Here is a 19,697-nt window from a genome sequence, read left to right on the forward strand (position 1 = left end):
GCCTTACTCCGCTGCGTCCAGTCCGAGGAAACCACCCGACTGCTTTTCCCAGAAACCGGCATAGACCCCGCCGAGACGGAGCAACTCCGTGTGCGTGCCCTGCTCCACGATCCGGCCCTCCTCCATGACGACGATCCGGTCCATGTGAGCGATGGTGGACAAACGGTGGGCGATGGCGAGAACGGTCTTGTTCTCCATCACCCTCTCCAGCGCCGTCTGGATCTGCGCCTCCACCTCGCTGTCGAGCGCGCTCGTCGCCTCGTCGAGAACGAGGATCGGCGCGTCCTTCAGGATGGCGCGGGCGAGCGCGATCCGCTGGCGTTGCCCGCCGGACAGCCGCACGCCCCGCTCGCCGAGATGCGCCTCGTACCCGGAGCGTCCCTTGAAGTCCCTCAGATCGCCGATGAAGGAATGCGCCTCGGCCCGGTCCGCCGCCTCGACCATGTTCTCCTCGCCCGCGCCCGGCCTGCCGTAGAGCAGGTTGTCCCGCGCGGACCGATTGAACATGGCGGTCTCCTGCGTGACCATCGAGATCTGCTTGCGCAGGCTCTCTTGCGTGACGTCCCGCACGTCGTGTCCGTCGATGCGGATCTCGCCTTGTTCGGTGTCGTAGAGCCGCAGGAGCAGCGACACGAGGGTCGATTTGCCGGCGCCGGACGCCCCGACGAGGCCGACCTTTTCCCCCTCGTGCAATGTCAGCGAGATATTTTTCAAGCCACCGCCCGCGCCCGGCCCGCGGCCATACGTGAAGGTGACGTCGTCGAACTCGACTAGGCCGCGCACCGGAGGAAGCGGCCGGGCATCCGGCTTGTCGGTCAGGGCGTGGGGCGGGGTCAGGGTGCGGATCCCGTCCTCGATCTCGCCGACATTGGCGTAGATCCCCATCAGCGTGAAGGACACCCAGCCCGTCATCTGCGCGATGCGGATGGCGATGGCCCCGGTGGCCGCGATGTCCCCCGCGCTCGCCCCGCCGAGGGACCAGAGCCAGAGCGTGCCGCCGATGAGAAGGACCGGCAGGAACCCCGCCACAGCCATCAGGCAGAGCCGGAATGCCGAGGAGAGGCGACCGAAGGAGATCGCATCGGTGCGGTAGCGGTCCATCGTCTCGAGCGCAGCGCCGTCCTCGTGCTCCGAATGCCCGAAGAGCTTCACGGTCTTGATGTTGGTGATCGTGTCGACGATCTGCCCCGAGACCATGGCCCGCGCCGCCGCCCGGTCCTTCGAGCGCAGGCGAATGCGCGGCATGAACCAGCCGATTAGAGCGAAATAGACAACAAGCCAGACGATCAGGGACAGGGCCACCCGCCAGTCGATCCCGAGGAGGAGCACCCCCGCACCGATGATGGAGGCGAGCGCGAAAAGGATCGTGTTGACGATCTCGCTCACCACTTCGGTCGCCGCGCGCGCCGTCTGCATCTGCTTCTGGGCGATGCGGCCGGCGAAATCGTTGTCGAAATAGGTGACGGACTGGCCGAGCGTGTAGCGGTTGATGCGGGACAGGATGAGCGGGAAGACGTTGGGCTGGATGACGATGGCGTTCGCCGCGGCCGAGGCGCCGAAGGCGATCGGGCGCAGAAGGACGAAGAAGAGCGCGGCGAAGACGATAAGCCCCAGTTGCTCCGAGAAAACCGCGTCCGGTCCCGACACGAGCGCGCCGTCTATGAGCCAGCCGAGCACGGCCGCGCTGACGACCTCCATCGTGCCGACGAGGGCTGAGACGAGACCCGCGACGACGATCACGCCCATCGACCCTTTCAGCGCCCAGCGCATGAACGCCATCAAAGAGCGGGGCGGACCTCCATCGGCCGGCGTGAAGGGCCGGATGAGATCGGCAAGAGGTGTCATGGCGTGGGTCCGTTCGTGTCGGGATCGTCGTCCGTTCCGATGAAGCCACCGGATTGCCTGCGCCAGAAGCCTGCATAGAGACCGTCCCGCGCGAGAAGCTCGGCATGGGTGCCTTCCTCGGCGATGCGTCCGTCCTCGAGGACGACGATCCGGTCCATGTGGGCGATGGTAGAGAGCCGGTGCGCCACGGCGATCACCGTCTTGCCCTCCATGACGCCGTAGAGCGCGTCCTGTATCTCCGCCTCGGCCTCGGAGTCGAGCGCACTGGTCGCCTCGTCGAGCACGAGGATCGGCGCGTCCTCCAGGATCACCCGCGCCAGGGCGATCCTTTGCCGCTGGCCGCCAGAGAGCTTCACGCCCCGCTCGCCGACATGCGCGTCATAGCCAGTGCGCCCGTCGCTGTCCGACAGCTCCGGGATGAACCCGTCCGCGAAGGCGCGGGCCGCCGCGGCGTGCATCTCCGCCTCGGTCGCATCGGGGCGGCCGTAGAGGATGTTCTCGCGGATGGAGCGATGCAGGAGCGAGCTGTCCTGTTGCACCATGCCGATGGTGCGCCGAAGGGAGTCCTGCGTCACGCGGGAGATGTCCTGCCCGTCGATCTCGATCCGCCCGCCTTCGGTGTCGTAGAACCGCAGGAGCAGCTTCACGAGGGTCGATTTGCCCGTCCCGGAGCGCCCCACGAGGCCGACCTTCTCGCCCGCCGCAATCCTGAGCGTGAGCTGATCGAGCCCGCCCTGCCCCCGCCCGTAGTGATGGGAGACCCCCTCGAACGCGATCCTCCCGGGCCCGGGCAACAGCGGGGCGGCATTGCGGCGATCCGTCAGTTCCACCGGCTGCGCGATGGTCTCCATCCCTTCGGACACGACGCCGAGCTCGCGGAAGAAGGAGGACAAGGCCCACATGATCCAGCCCGTCATCGAGTTCAGCCGAAGCGTCAGCGCCGTCGCTGCCGCCACCACGCCCACCGTCGCCGTCCCGCCGGTCCACAGAAGAAGCGCCCAGCCCACCACGCCGACGATCAGAAGGCCGTTCAGCAGGGTCAGGGACAGGTCCATGACCGTGATGATCCGCATCTCCGTCATGAAGGTGCGCCGCGAGGTCTCTATCGCATCCTTGGCATAGCTCAGCTCGGTCTCGTGATGGGCGAACATCTTCACCGAGTGGATGTTCGTATAGCTGTCCACGATGCGCCCAGTCAGATGGCTCCGCGCATCGCTCGCCGCCTTGGAGGCCGGACCGACGCGCCTGATCGTCCACGTCACGAGAAGCGAATAGAGCGCGAACCAGATCAGCAGGGGCAGGACGAGCCTGGGATCGGAGCCAGACAAGAGGACGGCCGCGCCGATGAGGTAGCTGACGGAGTAGGTCAGCGCGTCGAACACCTGGAAGACCGCCTCGCCGGCAGCGGGCGGCGTCTGCATGATCCGGTTGGCGATGCGCCCCGCGAAGTCGTTCTCGAACCAGCCGACGGACTGGCGCAGGACGTGCTTGTGCGCCCGCCAGCGGATGAGCGCGGTCAGGTTCGGCAGGAGCGTGTTGTTCAGGACCGCAACGCCGATGCCCTGGACGAGCGGCCGCACCGTCAGGATGCCGAGCGCGACGAGAACCAGTTCGGTCCCGTGTTCCGACCAGGCCTCTCCCGGGTCCGTGCCGCCCAGCATGTCGACCAGCCGCCCCATGTACCAGATCAGGCCGACCTCGATGACCGCCACCAGCACGGACAGGATCGTCGCCACCGCCATGATGCCGTTGAAGGGCCGGGTATAGCTCTTCAGGAACGGCCAGAGCCGTTTCGGTGGCGTATCGGTCTCATCGGAGGACTGATACGGGTCGATCAGGGTCTCGAAATAGCGGAACACGGCGAACACGTCTCGTGGCTGGGAGTGTCTTGCGGAGAGCCGCTGATGTAGCGCGCGCCCGCCGGGGGGACATGGCGCCTAACCTTCCCCCGATGCAAGCAGAGCCTCGCGGGAGAGGGCGAAGCCGCTGTCGATCCATCTCTGTTCCAGCTCGGCGATCCGCTCGCCGAGGGCGCGGCCCTCCCAGGCCGGCATCAGGTCCCGCGCGGTGACGGGAAACCGGGCCGCCGCGCCTCCGCTCACCGCTGCCTCGCTGCCCGGCGCCGGGTGCGTGCCGATCAGGGCCGCGCGGAGCCGGAGGGCGGACAGTCCGTCCGCGGCGCCGAGCCGATAGCCCAGCGCGGCCGGGCGCTCCTCCTCCCGCGCGGCATCCGTTATCGCGCGGAGCCGTCGGCTCTCCGCCTTGGACAGCCTGAGCCGATCGGCCACGTCCTCCCCGCCGAGGGAGGCAAGACGTACGATCGGATCGCACTCGCCGAGATGCACGAGCCGCGGCAACGCTTCAGGATCCGCGCCGGGCAGGATCCTCCCGAGCGCGCCGCACCCGGCCATGGCGGCCACCGCGGGGCCCGGATCCGGCGCGGCGAGGAGACGCATGAATTCCGAGCCGATCCTCTCGCGGGATATGCCCTCCAGCCCCTCGGCATGGCGCGCGCAGGCATCGAGAGCGTCGGCATCCATCCCGCCGGCGGGATCCGCGTACCATGCATGAAACCGGAAGAAGCGCAGGATGCGCAGGTAGTCTTCCCGCGCGCGCTCGGACGCGATGCCGACAAACCGCACATGCCGGGCCGCCAGATCATCGAGCCCCGTTCCGAGCGGGTCGAGCACGTCCCCCTCGGGGGTCGCATAAAGCGCGTTCATGGTGAAATCCCGGCGCGCCGCATCATCCGCGGGATCGCCGGAAAAGGTGACCCGGGCATGCCGCCCGTCCGTCTCGACATCGCGCCGGAAGGTGGTGATCTCGAAGCCGCGGCCTTCGGCAACGGCCGTCACGGTGCCGTGCTCGAATCCCGTCGGCACAGCTTTCAGCCCGGCCGCCTCCAGGGCCTGCACCGTCTCTTCGGGCCGCGCATCGGTCGCGATGTCCACGTCCCCGCCGCGCCGCCCGATCAGTGCGTCCCTGACGCAGCCGCCGACGAGGAGCGCGCGGTGCCCCGCCGCCTCGAGCGCACCCGTCACCGCCAGGAGGGCCGGATCCGTCAGCCAGTCCGCATCGAGGCGCGGGCTCACGGCGTCATCCTGTCAGCCAGCGCCCGGCAGATCCGAGCCGTCGCACCCCAGACGTAATAGGGCCCGAACGGCACCGCGTAATAATGCCGCCACTTCCCCTGCCACGTCCGGCACTCCACCCGGTAGCGCGCGGGATCTGCAAGGTGGGCGAGCGGGACGGTGAAGATCTCGGCCACTTCCCCCGGTTCGGCGCGCGGCACGAAACTCCGGCGGATCCGGCCGAGGACAGGCGTGATCGAGAACCCCGTTACGGTGAGATGCTCGGGCATCGTGCCGACGATCTCGACCGCGTCCTCGGGCAATCCGATCTCCTCGCGCGCCTCGCGCAACGCCGCGGCGACCGGCCCGTCATCGCCCGGATCGACCTTGCCGCCCGGAAACGCGATCTGCCCCGGATGGTGCCTCAGCATCGGCGAGCGCGCAGTGAGCCAGACGCGCTCCGCCCCCGAAGCTCCCTCCACCGCGATCAGGACGCCGGCGGGCCGGACGGTCTGCGCGGCCGGCCGTACGGCATCCGGGTTCAGATCGTAGTCGGAGGACGGGCGCCCGGACCGCGAGAGCGCGGTCCGCAGCGGATCCGTGGCCTCAGGCGCCCTCGCCGTCATCGGGTGCCTCCTCGGCCTCGAAGCCGAGCGTCCTGGGGTCGAGTTCGTAATGCGCGCCGCAGAACTGGCAATCCGCAGTCACGATCCCCTCCTCCGTGGTCATCGTCGCGATGTCCTTGGCGGAGTAGATGGACAGGGACGTGCGGACCCGCTCCTTCGAGCAGGTGCAGCCGAAGGTGACGGGCTGACCGTCATAGACGCGCGGGCTCTCTTCGTGGAACAGCCGGACCAGAAGGTCCGTCGGCTGAACCTGCGGCCCGACGAGCTCCATCGCCTCGACCGTGTCGAGAAGCATATTGGCGCGGGTCCAGTTCTCGCCCTCATCGCCGTCCACGATGTCCGAGGCGGACAGCAGGCCCTCCTCGCCGCTGCCGCCTTCGCCAGTGACATGGGGGCTGGCCTTCGGCATGTGCTGAAGCATCACGCCGCCGGCGCGCCACGTTTCCCCCTGCCCCGGGACGCGGGAGCGGCCGAAGGTCAGCTCGAACCGGGTCGGAAGCTGCTCGGACTGGGCGAAGTAAGTCTCTGCGCAGGCTTTCAGCGAATCGCCGGCGAGCGGAGTGATGCCCTGGTACGGCGTCATGCCCTGCCCCTGGTCGATGAGGATCGCGAAATAGCCCTTGCCCACGAGGTCGAACGGCTCGCCGGAGAGATCCGCCTCCTTGTCGTAGGAAGCGTAGGCGCGGATCCGGGCGGATTGTCCGCTTTCGGTCGGGCCATAGTAATCCGTCGCGATGAGACGCACCGGCCCGTCGCCCCGCACCTGGAGGGAGAGCTTCCACCGCAGCTTGATCGTCTGGCCGATCAGTGCCGTCAGGAGGGCCATCTCGGCGACGAGCGCCTCCACGGCGGGCGGGTAATCATGTTTGGACAGGACTTGGTCGAGCGTACCGTCCAGCCGTGCGACGCGCCCGCGGATATCCGAGCGGTCGAGTTGAAAGGGCAGAACGGTATCGTCCCACGCGATTTGCGAGCCGATGGTCATGGGTTTTCCTGCTTGCCGGGGGGTGGCATATCGCAGTCCATGTAGGGCCCGCAACGTTCGGGCGAAAGGGGGCGCGATGATCCCGAGATACGGCAGGCCGCCCGTGCGCGGCACGACGTACCGCCTGCGCCCCGGCGCCTATGCGGTTCTGGTGCGGGGACGGGAGGTCCTTCTGACCGCGACGGACGAGATCCAGTTGCCCGGCGGCGGGATCGATCCGGGAGAGTCCCCCCTGCGCGCGCTGCATCGCGAGGTGTTCGAGGAAACCGGCTGGTCGCTGTCCGGTCCCAAACGTCTGGGGGCCTTTCGCCGGTTCGTCTGGATGCCCGATTACGGGTTCCACGCCGAGAAGCTCTGCCACGTCTATGTTGCGCGTCCCGGTCGGTGCCTCGGCCCGCCGACGGAACCAGACCACGTACCGCTCTGGGTGCCGCTGCGCGATGCGGTTGGCGCGCTCGACAATCCCGGGGACCGCAGCTTCCTCGCCCGGCACCTGGGAAAGGCGGGGCTGGCGGGCTGAGGATCACGGCGCCTCGTCCGGCCCGCCGAACTCGAAAAGAACCGCCGAGACGTCATCGGCGAAATCGCCGTTCCCGATCTCGCCCAGATCCCGGTAGAGCGCCTCCAGGAAGGACGTCCCGGTCAGCGCCGCATTGAGCCTGATCAGCCTGGCGATGCCCTCCTCCTCGAGCGGCCTGCCGGAACTGTCCTCCCGCTCCGTCATGCCGTCGGACATCAGGAGAAGCCGGTCGCCCGGCTCGAGTTGCGCGGAGCTTTCGGAGAAATCCGCGTCCGGCAGAAGGCCGACGGGAATGCCGCCATCGCCGATGAACTCGATCTCGCCGCCGGCGCGCAGAATCGCCGGATGCGGATGCCCGGCCTGCACGAAGCGGAGCGCGCCGCTCGCCCGTTCGATCTCCGCGTAGAGGAAGGTGAAGTAGATCTCAGTCTGGAGGTCCCTCAGAACGATCGAATTGAGAAGCGCGGCCACCTCCCCAGGCGGACGACCCTTCAGGCGGCCATTCTCGTCCTGCAGCATCGCGATGTTATGATCGGTGGCCGTTTCGGAGAGATACCCCGCGAGACGCGCCGTCATGAGCGCCGAGGTCACGCCATGCCCCGCCACGTCGATTGCGAAGAGCCCGATGCAGCCGGGGCCGGTGGGAAACACGCCGACGAGATCGCCCCCGACATGCCCGCTCGGCCGAAGGAGGAGCGAGACGGAGGAAGTTCCGAATTCCCTGTACCGCTCCGTCACCAGAGATTGCTGGAGTCGCTTCGCCTCGATCAGGTCGTCATCCAGGGCCTTGTTCAGTGCCTGGATCTCGGCCAGCGTCCTCTCGAGCTGGGCGTTCTTCCGCGTCAGCTCCCGCTCCATCTCCAGGATCCGGTGCCCGGCATTGAGGCGCGCTCTGAGTTCCGTCGCCTCCACCGGTTTCAGCAGGAAATCGTCCGCCCCGGCATCGAGGCCCTCCGCGACATCGTGCGCCTCGGTCTTCGAGGTCAGAAGCACGAAGTACCCGTAGGACACCCCTTCCCGGGCGCGGAACCGGCGGCACAGCTCGGTGCCATCCATCCCCGGCATCATCCAGTCACTCACGACGATGTCCGGCGCCCTGTCATCGCAGAGCTCGATCGCTGCCTCGCCGCTGTCGGCCTCCCGCACGTCGTAGCCCCATCGCGTCAGCATGGAGGACAGGATCCGGCGCTGGATCGGATCGTCGTCCACCACGAGGACGCAGGCGGGGGAGGACGTCCCCAGTGCAGGCGCATCGGCCCGAATCTCTATGGAAGGTTGCACGACCCGATCCTTTCGATGGACCGAGTCCTTCCACATCCACCTTAATCGCGGGTGAAAGGTAGAATGCTCAGCATCCCGGCGCGGGCGGAAACCACTCGTTCATACCTCGGCGCGATCTTCCTCGACCTGTGGGGGGCGGCTGAACGGGGACCGTGGATGATCAACTGGGAATGTATTTCGGACCTGCGCAGGGACTTGGGGCAGGACCTGTTCGAGGGCCTCTTGCCGGATATTTTCGCGGATCTGGACAACCGCGCATACCAGCTGGAAACGGCGCCGGACGAAGATCTGGCGTTCTTGTTCCACGCCATGAAGGGGTCCGCGCTCAATCTCGGCCTGACCGAGGTGATCAAGCTGGCCTCGGCCGGGGAGCGGGATGCGTATAGGCAATGCACTTCAGCGCGGCGCCACGTCGCGCCTTGCCTCGCCGCGCTCGATACCGCGCGGCAAGCCCTGAGGGAGGAGTTGCTGCGCAGTTCCGCCGCCTGATCCGGCACTCTGCCGCGCGCTCAGATGACGAACTGGACCATCGTGTCGTCATTCGTGATGTCCCGCCAGACGAGACCGTTGCCGGCGAGCCGCTCGAAGAAGCGCTCGAAATTGGCGGGGTCGGTGGTTTCGATACCGAGGAGAACGGAGCCGAAGTTGCGGTTGGACTTCTTGAGATACTCGAAGCGGGCGATGTCATCCTCCGGGCCGAGCAGGTCGAGAAAGTCCCTGAGCGCGCCGGGGCGCTGCGGCATCCGCAGGATCAGGTATTTCTTGAGACCCGCATAGCGCTGCGCCCGTTCCTTCACCTCGGGTAGGCGTTCGAAATCGAAATTGCCGCCGGACGTCACGCAGACGATCCGCCGCCCGCGCACCCAGTCGCCAAGATCGCGAAGCGCATCGACGGACAGCGCGCCCGCAGGCTCCAGAACGATCCCCTCGGCGTTCAGCAGTTCCGAGATCGTGATGCAGAGCCGGTTTTCAGGCACCCGCAGGACCTGATCGGGCCGCACGGATGACAGGACCTCGAACGGCCGCGCACCGATCCGCGCGACCGCGGCGCCGTCCACGAAGCTGTCCACCTGGCTCAACGTCTCGGGCGCGCCGCCCCTTACGGCGGCCGCGAGGCTCGCCGCACCTTCAGGTTCGACGTACCGGATTTCGATCTCGGGGGCCTCCGCCCGAAGGTAGCGGGTGATGCCGGCGGACAGGCCTCCGCCGCCAACCGGCAGGATCAGCCCGTCAGGGCGTTCGATCTGGCTCAGGATCTCGGCCGCGACGCTGGCCTGCCCCTCGATCACGTCCGGATCGTCGAAGGGGGACAGGAAATGCCCGCCCTCTGCCGCGCACCACTCCTGCGCCTCGTCCAGCGTGTCGTCGAAATAATCCCCCGTCATGCGGACTTCGACGTGATCGCCGCCGAGCGTCACCGTCTTGTCGACCTTCTGGCGCGGCGTTGTCACCGGCATGAAGATGACCGCACGCACGCCGAAATGCCGGCAGGCATACGCCACGCCCTGCGCGTGGTTCCCGGCGGAGGCGCATACGAACAGGTTCTGCCCCGGATCGGCCTGCCGTACCTTGCGCATGGCGTTGAAGGCGCCGCGCAGCTTGTAGGAGCGCACCGGCGTCAGGTCCTCGCGCTTCAGCAGGATCTCACCACCGAACCGGTCCGACAGATAATCGTTGCGCAGCAGAGGCGTGGGGGGAAAGAGTTCCCGCATCGCGGCCTCTGCGGCCTGCGCACCTTGAATGAAATCGTCCATGCAAACCCCGTTAGCACCGCCGGGGCCCGCCCGAAACCGCCTTGCCGCGCCCCATGGGCGGCATTACACCGCTGCCGCCGGATGCAACGAGGAAAGAGGAAGCCGAAGATGACCGCGCCGAAGAAAGTCGTTCTCGCCTATTCGGGCGGCCTGGACACCTCGATCATCCTGAAATGGTTGCAGACCGAGTATGGTTGCGAGGTCGTGACCTTCACCGCCGACCTCGGCCAGGGCGAGGAACTGGACCCCGCCCGGCAGAAGGCCGAACTCCTCGGCATCAAGCCCGAGAACATCTTCATCGAAGACGTGCGCGAGGAATTCGTGCGGGACTTCGTCTTTCCGATGTTCCGCGCCAATGCCGTATATGAGGGGCTTTACCTGCTCGGCACCTCCATCGCGCGGCCGCTGATCTCCAAGCGCCTCGTCGAGATTGCGGAGGAAACCGGCGCCGATGCAGTCGCCCATGGTGCGACGGGCAAGGGCAACGACCAGGTCCGCTTCGAGCTGTCCGCCTACGCGCTCAACCCCGATATCAAGGTCATCGCGCCCTGGCGGGAATGGGACCTGTCGAGCCGCACGAAGCTCATCGAGTTCGCCGAAGCGCACCAGATCCCGATCGCGAAGAACAAGCGCGGCGAGGCGCCGTTCAGTGTCGATGCCAACCTTCTGCACACCTCTTCCGAAGGTCGCGTGCTGGAGGATCCGGCCGTGGATGCGCCGGATTACGTCTACCAGCGCACGACCCATCCCGAGGACGCACCGAACGAGCCGCAATATGTCGAGATCGGCTTCGAACAGGGCGACGCCGTCTCGATCGACGGGCAGCGGATGTCCCCCGCCGAGATCCTCACGAAACTGAACGAGCTGGGCGGCAAGCACGGATGCGGCCGGCTGGACCTCGTGGAAGGCCGTTTCGTCGGTATGAAATCCCGCGGGATCTACGAAACGCCCGGCGGCACGCTCCTGCTGGAGGCGCATCGCGGCATCGAGCAGATCACGCTCGACCGTGGCGAGGCGCATCTGAAGGACGAGCTGATGCCGCGCTATGCCGAACTGATCTACAATGGGTTCTGGTTCTCGCCCGAGCGCGAGATGCTGCAGGCCGCCATCGACCGCTCCCAGCGTCACGTAACGGGCACGGTGCGTCTGAAGCTCTACAAGGGGTCCGCGCGCACTGTTGGTCGCTGGTCCGACCACAGCCTCTATTCCGAGGCGCACGTCACCTTCGAGGACGACGCGGGCGCCTATGACCAGAAGGACGCGGCGGGCTTCATCCAGCTCAACGCCCTGCGCCTCAAGCTTCTCGCCGCTCGGGACCGTCGCCTGAAGGGCTGATGCGAAAGGGGCGGTCCCCCGAAAGGAACCGCCCCGTCGCTGCGCCGAGGTTGGCGCGGGTGCTCAAACGTTCAGTCGAGCTCTTATTCAGCCGTGATCACGGTGGTGACGAGGTCGCCATCCACGCGGATCGGGCCATCCTCTTCCGCGCCGAGGGTGTATTCGAAGATACCCGTCTCGTTGCCGCCGGCCTCGGAGTGGACCATGAGCATCAGCATGTCGCCTGCGGCGACCTCTTCGGTGAGGATCGCGGCAACGTCCTCGGTCGTGCCCATGCGGATCGGCGCGTGACCGACCACGGGACCGGGTGCCATTTCGGAATCGGTGCGGTGCACGACGAGCCAGCCATTCTCGGCGGCGGTGATGCTCTCCGCACTCACGACGCCGTTTTCGAGCGGCTGGTCGGATGCGGTGATGGAGGGGGTCATGTCCTCCTGGGCGAACGCGGCGCCCGCGGTGAGGGTGGCGATTGCGGTGATGGTTGTAAGGCGCATCATCTGTGATCGTCTCCTGATCTATGTGTCGACCCCCGGCCATCCTGGCCAGCGGCTTGCCCTAAGACACGCAGAGCCGCGCAAGGGAGTTGCGCCGGCGCCTTCAACTCTTTCGTGATCGTCACCCTTGCGTGAGTTTCAGGTCGCACTTGTTGCCGTGAGGAGGGCCGGGCCGCATCTTTCGAGACAAGGAATAAAAGGGAGATACACAATGACCTTCAAACCGCAAATCGCGGCAGCCGCCTTTGCCGCGCTGTCTGGCTTCGCCGGGCCTGCGCTCGCGCAGCAGACCGAAACCGCCGTCGTCGCCGGGGGATGCTTCTGGTGCGTCGAGGCGGACTTCGAGAAGGTTCAGGGCGTGAGCGAAGTCGTCTCCGGCTATTCCGGCGGCACGGTGGAGAATCCGACCTACAAGCAGGTGGTGCGAGGCGGCACCGGACATCGGGAAGCGGCGCGGATCGTGTACGATCCGGCCCAGATCGACTACGCCACGCTCATCAATCTCTTCCTGCGGTCCGTCGATCCGCTCGATGCGGGCGGTCAGTTCTGCGACAGGGGCGAGAGCTACACCACCGCCATCTTCGTTGGGAACGAGGAAGAGCGCCGCATCGCCGAGGAGCAGATCGCCGCGGCGGAGCAGGAACTTGGCAAGGAGATCGTGACGCCGGTCCTCGATGAGGTCGCGTTCTACGACGCGGAAGATTACCACCAGGATTACTACAAGTCCGACGAGCGTCTTCCGGTGACGTCGGTCGGACTCGCCGTGCCGAAATCGGTGGCCTACGAGCGCTATCGCAAGGGCTGCGGACGCGACGCGCGCCTCCGGCAGATCTGGGGCGCGGACAATCCCTTCATCAAGGGCGCGTCCTGACCGCCCGCCGCGCCTGACGGACAGGCCCGCGCCGGATGGTCGGCGCGGGCCTTTCTTCATGGCGACTAGGGGGCGACACCGATCTTGCAGGCCGCGATGGCAGCCATGTTGTAGATGTCGTTCACGGTGGAACCGGTCGAGCAGATCTGGATCGACGCATCGAGCCCCGCGAGGATCGGGCCCACCACGGTCGCCCCGGCCATTTCCTGCATCAGCTTGACAGAGATGGACGCCGAGTGCCGCGCGGGCACGACGAGGACGTTCGCGGGCCCGGTCAGCCGGCTGAACGGATAGGCGCGCATCTGCTCGGGGTTCAGCGCGACGTCCACGGTCATCTCGCCCTCGTACTCGAAATCGACACCCTTTGCGTCGAGCACCTTCGAGGCCAGCGTCATCTTCTCGGCCCGCTCCGAGACGGGATAGCCGAAGGTCGAGAAGCTGACGAACGCGACGCGCGGCTCGAGACCGAGCCCGCGGGCGACCTCTGCGGCACGCTGGGCGATGATCGCAAGGTCCTTCTCGTCCGGCCATTCGGCGACGAGGGTATCCGAGATCAGCACGATGCGACCTCGATGAAGAACCGCCGTCACGCCGGCGACGCCGGCCGCCGTCGTCGTGTCGTAGACCATAGAAATCTGCCGGAGCGCGTGGGCCGACTTGCGGGTGGCGCCCGTCACGAGGCCGTCGCCGTGACCATGGGCCAGCATCAGGGCCGAGAAGACATGCCGGTCCCGCGCGGCGAGGCGGTGGACGTCCTGCGCATCGTAGCCCTGCCGCTGGAGCCGCTCGTAGAGGAAGGACTTGTAGGTATCGAGATGCCGCGTGTTGGCGGCGTTCACCACCTCCAGCTCACGGACGGCTTCGCCGAGGCCCGCCGTCTCCAGCTTCTCCCGGACGTCAGGCTCGCGCCCGACGACCAGCGCCTTGCCGAGACCGGCGCGCTGATAGGCGATCGCGGCGCGCAACACCCGAAGATCGTCTCCCTCCGCGAAGATCATCCGCGCCTGCGCCGCGCGTGCCCGTGCCGCGATGGAGGACAGGACCGAGGCGGTCGGGTCCATCCGGGCCTGTAGCGTGTGGCGATAGCCGTCCATGTCGACGATGGGGCGGCGGGCGACACGGGTTGCCATGCCCGCTTCCGCGACGGCCGGCGGCACACGCCAGATCAGACGGGGATCGAACGGCGTGGGAATGATGTAATCGCGACCGAAGGAGAGCTTGCGCCCGTAGGCGATGGCAACCTCGTCGGGGACGTCCTCCCGCGCGAGTTCCGCCAGAGCCTCGGCGCAGGCGATCTTCATCTCGTCGTTGATCGCCGTCGCGTTGATGTCGAGCGCACCGCGAAAGAGGTAGGGAAACCCGAGGACGTTGTTGACCTGGTTGGGATAATCCGAGCGGCCAGTCGCGACGATTGCGTCGGGTCGGACCTCGTGAGCATCCTCGGCGGTGATTTCGGGATCGGGATTCGCCATCGCGAAGATCACCGGGTTCTCCGCCATGCTGGCGACCATTTGCTGTGTCACCGCACCTTTGACGGACACCCCGAGAAACACGTCCGCCCCGTCCATCGCCTCTTCGAGAGTGCGCAGGTCGGTCCGCGCGGCATGGGCGCTCTTCCACTGGTTCATGCCGTCCGTGCGCCCCTGGTAGATGACGCCCTTCGTATCGCACATGATGCAATTGTCGTGCTTCGCGCCCATTGCCTTGATCAGTTCGAGGCAGGCGATCCCCGCCGCACCCGCACCGTTCAGGACGATGCGGCACTCCTCCAGCTTCTTGCCGGTCAGATGCAGCGCATTGATGAGGCCGGCCGCACAGATCACGGCGGTGCCGTGCTGGTCGTCATGGAAGACGGGGATGTCCATCTCTTCCTTGAGGCGCTGCTCGATGATGAAGCACTCGGGCGCCTTGATGTCTTCGAGGTTGATGCCGCCGAAGGAGGGACCCATCAGCTTCACCGCCGCGATGAACGCCTCCGGATCCTCCGTATCGAGTTCCAGGTCTATGGAGTTCACGTCGGCGAAGCGTTTGAAGAGGACGGACTTGCCTTCCATCACCGGCTTCGAGGCGAGAGCGCCGAGGTTTCCGAGGCCGAGAACGGCCGTACCGTTCGAGATGACGGCGACGAGGTTGCCCTTGGCCGTGTAGTCGTAGGCGGTCTCGGGGTTCGCCGCGATCTCCTCGCACGGCACGGCGACACCCGGAGAATAGGCGAGCGAGAGGTCCCGCTGCGTGGTCATCGGCACCGTGGCGTTGATTTCGAGCTTGCCGGGCACCGGCTCGAGGTGAAACGTCAGTGCCTCTTCGCGCGTGATCCTCGATTTCGACATTGGCCTACCGGCTCCTCCCATCGGTGCTCAGGACCACCGTCATACCGCAGATCGGCCGTCGGGGAAGGCACTTATCTCGTGCCGACATAGCCAGAAATCGCGTGTGATGCCTTCAAACCGGAAGCCGGGACGCGGTAAGGTGCGCCTCGCTGCAATGGAGGCGAGATGACCGCGCAAATCACGCCGATGATGGCCCAGTATCTCGACCTGAAGGCCGCCAATCCCGGGACCCTGCTGTTCTACCGGATGGGCGACTTCTACGAGATGTTCTTCGAGGACGCGATCGCCGCCGCGTCCGCCCTCGACATCGCCCTCACCAAGCGGGGCAAGCATGACGGCCGCGACATCGAGATGTGCGGCGTGCCTGCCCATTCGGCGGAGAGCTACCTTCTCACGCTAATCCGCAAGGGGTTCCGAGTGGCCGTCTGCGAGCAGATGGAAGATCCCGCAGAGGCGAAGAAGCGCGGGTCCAAATCAGTGGTGAAGCGCGACGTGGTGCGCCTCGTGACCCCCGGCACCCTGACCGAGGACACGCTTCTCGAGGCACGGCGGCATAACTTCCTCGCCGCCTGGACGGAGATCCGCGGGGAAGGCGCTCTCACCTGGGCGGATATCTCGACAGGCGAGATCCGCGTTGCGCCCTGCCCCGCCGTGCGTCTCGGTCCTGAACTCGCCCGGCTCGGGCCACGCGAGGTCCTTGTCATGGACGGCACCGGGACCGAACTGGCCGAGATCGTGGAGGACAGCGGCGCCGCCCTGACCCCCATCGCCCGGTCCGCCTTCGACAGCTCGGGCGCCGAGGCGCGGCTCAAGGCGCTCTACAAGGTCGGCGATCTGGCCGCGTTCGGGACGTTCGGGCGGGCGGAACTGGGGGCGCTCGGGGCTGTCGTCTCCTATCTCGAAATCACCCAACGCGGCAGGCTTCCGCTCCTGCGCGCGCCGCTTCGTGAATCGGGCGCGCAGACGATGCAGATCGACGCGGCCACCCGGCGGAACCTCGAACTCGTGCGCGGCCCGGACGGGCGACGGGACGGCTCTCTGCTGGCAACGATCGACCGTACGCTCACGGCGCCGGGCGCCCGCCTCCTCGAACGCCGGATCTCCGCGCCGTCCCGCACCGTGGCGACAATCGCGGCGCGGCTCGATGCGGTGAGCTGGTTCTGCGAGGACACCGGGCGGGCGGAAAAGCTGCGGAGCGCCCTTGGAAAGGTGCCGGACATGGACCGTGCCCTGTCGCGACTCGCGCTCGACCGTGGCGGCCCGAGGGACCTTGCCGCCATTCGCGCGGGCCTCACACAGGGCGAAGCCCTGTCGCCGCACCTCGAAGACGCGCCCGAGCTTCTCAAGGAGCAGGCCGGCGCTCTCCATGGGCATGGCGAGCTGATCGACCTTCTGGATGCGGCCCTCGTCGCCGAGCCGCCCCTCCTCGCACGGGACGGCGGCATGATCGCGCCCGGCTATGACTCAGACCTCGACGAGGCTCGCACCCTTCGGGACGAGGGCCGTGGCGTGATCGCCGGGATGCAGGCGGAGTATGCCGAGGCAACCGGCATCGCGTCCCTGAAGATCAAGCACAACAACGTCCTCGGCTACTTCATCGAGACCACCGCGGCCCATGCCGAACGCCTCCGGGCGAGCCCCGAAGCGAGCCGCTTCATCCACCGCCAGACCACGGCCAGCGCCGTTCGCTTCACCACGACGGAGCTTTCCGAACTGGAGACGCGTATCCTCAATGCAGGCGGGCGCGCGCTGGAGACGGAGAAACGGATCTTCGAGACCCTCCGCAAAGCCGTCATCGACGCCGCGCCCGCCATCGGCACCGCAGCCCGGGCCCTGGCGGAGATCGACGTCGCCGCTGCGCTGGCCGACCTTGCGCGCGGGGAGAACTGGTCCCGCCCTAGAGTCGACGACAGCCGCGCGTTCGATATCGCGGATGGGCGGCATCCGGTGGTCGAACGCGCGCTCAAGCGCTCCGGCGAAAGCTTTGTCGCGAATGACTGCGATCTCACGGCCGAGGACGGCGCGACGATCCGGCTCCTGACCGGTCCGAACATGGCCGGTAAATCCACGTGGCTCCGGCAGAACGCCCTTATCGCCCTCCTGGCACAGGCGGGCAGCTACGTTCCGGCCTCGAGCGCCCATATCGGCCTTGTATCGAGCCTGTTTTCCCGCGTCGGGGCGGCGGACGATCTGGCGCGCGGCCGCTCCACCTTCATGGTCGAAATGGTCGAGACCGCCGCGATCCTCAATCAGGCCGACGAGCGCGCCCTCGTCATTCTCGACGAGATAGGCCGCGGCACGGCCACCTATGACGGCCTCTCGATCGCCTGGGCGACGCTCGAGCATCTGCACGAGGTGAACGGCTGCCGCGCCCTCTTCGCCACTCACTACCACGAGCTGACGGCCCTGGCGTCGAAGCTGCCGGGGCTGCGCAATGCGACCGTGGCGGTCAAGGAATGGGAGGGAGAGGTCATCTTCCTGCACGAGGTCCGGGACGGCGCTGCGGACCGGTCCTACGGCGTTCAGGTCGGGCGTCTCGCTGGCCTTCCGGCCTCTGTCGTGGCACGGGCGAGCGAGGTCCTCGAACGGCTCGAAGCCGGGGACAGGGAAGCGGGGCACAAGCCGGGCGCGATGATCGACGATCTGCCGCTGTTCTCGGCGGCGCCGCCAAGGCCGGCTCCTGCCCCGCGCCCCGAAGCCTCGCCGCTTCTCGAGCGGATTGCCGGGATCTCTCCCGACAATCTGAGCCCGCGAGAGGCGCTTGATCTGGTCTACGAGCTTCGGGCGCTCGCAGATCCGGACGCTTAGCCCGGATTGGACGACACGCCGACCTGAGCGGGGCGCAAGAGGCGGTCGTGCAGCATGAAGCCGGTCGCCATCACCTGGATGATCTCGCCGGCCTTCGTGTCAGGCACGGGGGCTTCGAACATCGCCTGATGCTGGTTCGGGTCGAACTTCTCGCCGGTCTCGGGCTCGATCGGGACGATGCCGTGCTTCGAGAAGACCGAGATCAGCTCCTTCATCGTCAGCTCGACACCCTCGATCAGCGCCTTGTTCGCCTCGCGCTGCTCCTCCGTCACCGTATCGACCGCGCGGCGCAGGTTGTCATAGACCGGCAGGATATCCCGCGACAGCTTGGAGCCACCGTAATTCTCGGCCTCCTTGCGATCCCGCTCGGAGCGCTTCCGGGCGTTCTCGGCATCGGCAAGCGCGCGCATGAAGCGGTCGCGCATCTCGTCGCGCTCCGCCCGCAGCGTCTCCACCTCGTCATCCGCCGGCGCGTCCAGGGGCGGTTCGGCCCCGGGCTCTTCCGGTGTCTCGTTCATCATTTCGTCCAACGTCTGGTGCTTTTCCGAATTCGACATTCCAAGTCCTTATGTCCGGTCCGCCATCAGCCGCCCAAGAAGCTGGGCGGTATAGTCCACGATCGGAACGATGCGGCCATAATTGAGCCGCGTCGGTCCGATCACGCCGACGGCCCCCACGATCTTTCGGTCGTTGTTCATATATGGAGAGACCACCAGAGAGGAACCCGAAAGTGAGAAGAGTTTGTTCTCCGAGCCGATGAAAATCCGCACGCCGTCACCGTGCTCCGCCAGGGACAGGAACTCGGCTATATCCCGCTTGCGCTCCAGCTCGTCGAACAGGTCCTTGATTCGCTCCAGCTCCTCCGGTGCCGTCCCCTCCCCGAGCAGATGTGCGCGGCCCCGCACGATGAGGCGATCGGAAGAGCCGCCCGGATCCTCGGACCAGGCGGCGAGGCCGCTTTCGATCAGGTCCCTCGCGAGGCCGTCGATCTCCTGCCGGCGCGCTGCGATCTCCTTTTCCATCATGCCCCGGACTTCGGTGAGGGTTCTGCCCTCGATCAGCGCATTCAGAAAATTCGCTGCCTCCCGCATGGAGGACGGCGTCTGTCCCGGCGGCGGCGCGAAGAGGCGATTCTCCACATGTCCGTCGGCGAAGACGAGAACGACGAGCCCTCGATCGTGGCCGAGCTGAACAAACTCGATATGTCGGATCGGCGCTTCGTGCTTGGGCGCGAGGACGAGGCTTGCGCCCTGCGTCGCGCCCGACAACGCAAGCCCGATGCGGGACATCACATCAGCGAGATCGTGCGAATTGTTCCCGAGCGTGGCGTCGAGCCGCTCGCGGTCTGATCCGTCCGGCTCGCGCATTTCCAGAAGCCCGTCCACGAACAGCCGCAGGCCAAGCTGGGTCGGAACGCGTCCGGCGGAGACATGCGGCGAATTGAGCAGCCCCAGATATTCGAGATCCTGCATCACGTTGCGGATCGTCGCGGCGGAGACCTTCTCGGTCAGATGGCGCGTCAGCGTCCGCGAGCCGACAGGCTCCCCCGAGGCAAGGTAGGATTCGACGACACGCCGGAAGACTTCCCGGGAGCGGTCGTTCATTTCTGAGAGCAGGGTGGATGCGTCGCCCATGAGACGTCGATTTCCTCCGTATATGGCGTGGCATGACCTCACGAATCTTGGGGTCTCGCGTCGCCGGGCGCAAGGTATCCGGAGCCGCACGAGGGGTTTCCCCCGTGCCGCCTTGGTGTCAGAAGAGCGGCGCCAGCGAGACA

Annotated in this window: 16 protein-coding genes; 5 read left to right on the forward strand and 11 right to left on the reverse strand. The window is 66.9% G+C overall.

The window, feature by feature from the left end; all coding sequences use genetic code 11:
• Positions 1-3 precede the first annotated feature (3 nt).
• The 5 genes from DQG15_RS09495 to DQG15_RS09515 form a co-directional block, all read right to left on the reverse strand.
• On the reverse strand, positions 4-1,845 hold the full coding sequence (locus DQG15_RS09495) for an ABC transporter ATP-binding protein (protein WP_116084788.1): 1,842 nt from the start codon (positions 1,843-1,845) through the stop codon (positions 4-6).
• Positions 1,842-3,704, reverse strand: a complete 1,863-nt coding sequence (locus DQG15_RS09500; protein WP_116085552.1) for an ABC transporter ATP-binding protein — start codon at positions 3,702-3,704, stop codon at positions 1,842-1,844. Before DQG15_RS09500 ends, DQG15_RS09495 begins: the two co-directional genes overlap by 4 nt.
• Before the next feature lie 78 nt (positions 3,705-3,782).
• The gene (locus DQG15_RS09505; RefSeq protein ID WP_116084790.1) at positions 3,783-4,937 is read right to left on the reverse strand and encodes a CCA tRNA nucleotidyltransferase; all 1,155 of its coding nucleotides are present in this window, start codon (positions 4,935-4,937) and stop codon (positions 3,783-3,785) included.
• On the reverse strand, positions 4,934-5,542 hold the full coding sequence (locus tag DQG15_RS09510) for a CoA pyrophosphatase (RefSeq protein WP_116084792.1): 609 nt from the start codon (positions 5,540-5,542) through the stop codon (positions 4,934-4,936). Before DQG15_RS09510 ends, DQG15_RS09505 begins: the two co-directional genes overlap by 4 nt.
• The gene (locus DQG15_RS09515) at positions 5,523-6,527 is read right to left on the reverse strand and encodes an Hsp33 family molecular chaperone HslO (RefSeq protein WP_116084793.1); all 1,005 of its coding nucleotides are present in this window, start codon (positions 6,525-6,527) and stop codon (positions 5,523-5,525) included. The genes DQG15_RS09510 and DQG15_RS09515 overlap by 20 nt, the downstream gene beginning before the upstream one ends.
• A gap of 76 nt (positions 6,528-6,603) precedes the next feature.
• Between DQG15_RS09515 and DQG15_RS09520 the strand changes: the two genes are divergently transcribed.
• Positions 6,604-7,047, forward strand: a complete 444-nt coding sequence (locus DQG15_RS09520; RefSeq protein ID WP_116084795.1) for an NUDIX domain-containing protein — start codon at positions 6,604-6,606, stop codon at positions 7,045-7,047.
• A 3-nt stretch (positions 7,048-7,050) separates the two neighbouring features.
• Here the strand turns inward: DQG15_RS09520 and DQG15_RS09525 are convergent, their stop codons facing one another.
• The gene (locus tag DQG15_RS09525; RefSeq protein ID WP_232830787.1) at positions 7,051-8,328 is read right to left on the reverse strand and encodes a SpoIIE family protein phosphatase; all 1,278 of its coding nucleotides are present in this window, start codon (positions 8,326-8,328) and stop codon (positions 7,051-7,053) included.
• A 63-nt stretch (positions 8,329-8,391) separates the two neighbouring features.
• Between DQG15_RS09525 and DQG15_RS09530 the strand changes: the two genes are divergently transcribed.
• The gene (locus tag DQG15_RS09530) at positions 8,392-8,817 is read left to right on the forward strand and encodes an Hpt domain-containing protein (RefSeq protein ID WP_116084798.1); all 426 of its coding nucleotides are present in this window, start codon (positions 8,392-8,394) and stop codon (positions 8,815-8,817) included.
• Positions 8,818-8,837: 20 nt separating this feature from the next.
• Here the strand turns inward: DQG15_RS09530 and ilvA are convergent, their stop codons facing one another.
• Positions 8,838-10,082 carry a threonine ammonia-lyase IlvA gene (ilvA, locus tag DQG15_RS09535; protein WP_116084800.1) on the reverse strand — a complete coding sequence of 415 codons (1,245 nt, stop codon included), beginning with the start codon at positions 10,080-10,082 and terminating at the stop codon, positions 8,838-8,840.
• A 108-nt stretch (positions 10,083-10,190) separates the two neighbouring features.
• On the opposite strand from ilvA, the gene DQG15_RS09540 reads away from it, so the two are divergent.
• Entirely contained in the window at positions 10,191-11,417 is a 1,227-nt protein-coding gene (locus DQG15_RS09540) for an argininosuccinate synthase (RefSeq protein ID WP_116084801.1), read from the forward strand.
• Between the two features lie 83 nt (positions 11,418-11,500).
• Here DQG15_RS09540 and DQG15_RS09545 read toward each other — a convergent pair whose 3' ends face one another.
• A complete protein-coding gene (locus DQG15_RS09545) occupies positions 11,501-11,911 on the reverse strand; it encodes a hypothetical protein (RefSeq protein ID WP_116085553.1) in 411 nt (136 codons plus the stop codon).
• Positions 11,912-12,122: 211 nt separating this feature from the next.
• Here DQG15_RS09545 and msrA point away from each other — a divergent pair, with 211 nt between their 5' ends.
• The gene (msrA, locus tag DQG15_RS09550; RefSeq protein WP_116084803.1) at positions 12,123-12,782 is read left to right on the forward strand and encodes a peptide-methionine (S)-S-oxide reductase MsrA; all 660 of its coding nucleotides are present in this window, start codon (positions 12,123-12,125) and stop codon (positions 12,780-12,782) included.
• A 65-nt stretch (positions 12,783-12,847) separates the two neighbouring features.
• Here the strand turns inward: msrA and DQG15_RS09555 are convergent, their stop codons facing one another.
• Positions 12,848-15,112, reverse strand: a complete 2,265-nt coding sequence (locus DQG15_RS09555) for an NADP-dependent malic enzyme (RefSeq protein WP_116084804.1) — start codon at positions 15,110-15,112, stop codon at positions 12,848-12,850.
• A 165-nt stretch (positions 15,113-15,277) separates the two neighbouring features.
• Here DQG15_RS09555 and mutS point away from each other — a divergent pair, with 165 nt between their 5' ends.
• Complete coding sequence (gene mutS, locus DQG15_RS09560; RefSeq protein ID WP_116084806.1) at positions 15,278-17,920, forward strand: DNA mismatch repair protein MutS; 2,643 nt, start codon at positions 15,278-15,280, stop codon at positions 17,918-17,920.
• On the opposite strand, the gene DQG15_RS09565 is transcribed toward mutS, so the two are convergent.
• A complete protein-coding gene (locus DQG15_RS09565) occupies positions 17,917-18,477 on the reverse strand; it encodes a nucleotide exchange factor GrpE (protein ID WP_116084807.1) in 561 nt (186 codons plus the stop codon). The two genes, mutS and DQG15_RS09565, sit on opposite strands and share 4 nt — an antisense overlap.
• Positions 18,478-18,486: 9 nt before the next feature.
• On the reverse strand, positions 18,487-19,554 hold the full coding sequence (hrcA, locus tag DQG15_RS09570) for a heat-inducible transcriptional repressor HrcA (RefSeq protein WP_116084809.1): 1,068 nt from the start codon (positions 19,552-19,554) through the stop codon (positions 18,487-18,489).
• Positions 19,555-19,697: the final 143 nt, after the last annotated feature.

This window comes from Tropicimonas sp. IMCC34011 (assembly GCF_003390865.1).
Lineage (GTDB): Bacteria > Pseudomonadota > Alphaproteobacteria > Rhodobacterales > Rhodobacteraceae > Tropicimonas_B.

Coding starts and splice junctions, on each gene's coding strand:
- msrA (WP_116084803.1), top strand. CDS start 12,123: ATGACCTTCAAACCGCAAATCGCGGCAGCCGCCTTTGCCGCGCTGTCT.
- DQG15_RS09510 (WP_116084792.1), bottom strand. CDS start 5,542: ATGACGGCGAGGGCGCCTGAGGCCACGGATCCGCTGCGGACCGCGCTC.
- DQG15_RS09495 (WP_116084788.1), bottom strand. CDS start 1,845: ATGACACCTCTTGCCGATCTCATCCGGCCCTTCACGCCGGCCGATGGA.
- DQG15_RS09555 (WP_116084804.1), bottom strand. CDS start 15,112: ATGTCGAAATCGAGGATCACGCGCGAAGAGGCACTGACGTTTCACCTC.
- DQG15_RS09520 (WP_116084795.1), top strand. CDS start 6,604: ATGATCCCGAGATACGGCAGGCCGCCCGTGCGCGGCACGACGTACCGC.
- hrcA (WP_116084809.1), bottom strand. CDS start 19,554: ATGGGCGACGCATCCACCCTGCTCTCAGAAATGAACGACCGCTCCCGG.
- DQG15_RS09540 (WP_116084801.1), top strand. CDS start 10,191: ATGACCGCGCCGAAGAAAGTCGTTCTCGCCTATTCGGGCGGCCTGGAC.
- DQG15_RS09545 (WP_116085553.1), bottom strand. CDS start 11,911: ATGCGCCTTACAACCATCACCGCAATCGCCACCCTCACCGCGGGCGCC.
- mutS (WP_116084806.1), top strand. CDS start 15,278: ATGACCGCGCAAATCACGCCGATGATGGCCCAGTATCTCGACCTGAAG.
- DQG15_RS09565 (WP_116084807.1), bottom strand. CDS start 18,477: ATGTCGAATTCGGAAAAGCACCAGACGTTGGACGAAATGATGAACGAG.
- DQG15_RS09530 (WP_116084798.1), top strand. CDS start 8,392: ATGCTCAGCATCCCGGCGCGGGCGGAAACCACTCGTTCATACCTCGGC.
- DQG15_RS09515 (WP_116084793.1), bottom strand. CDS start 6,527: ATGACCATCGGCTCGCAAATCGCGTGGGACGATACCGTTCTGCCCTTT.
- ilvA (WP_116084800.1), bottom strand. CDS start 10,082: ATGGACGATTTCATTCAAGGTGCGCAGGCCGCAGAGGCCGCGATGCGG.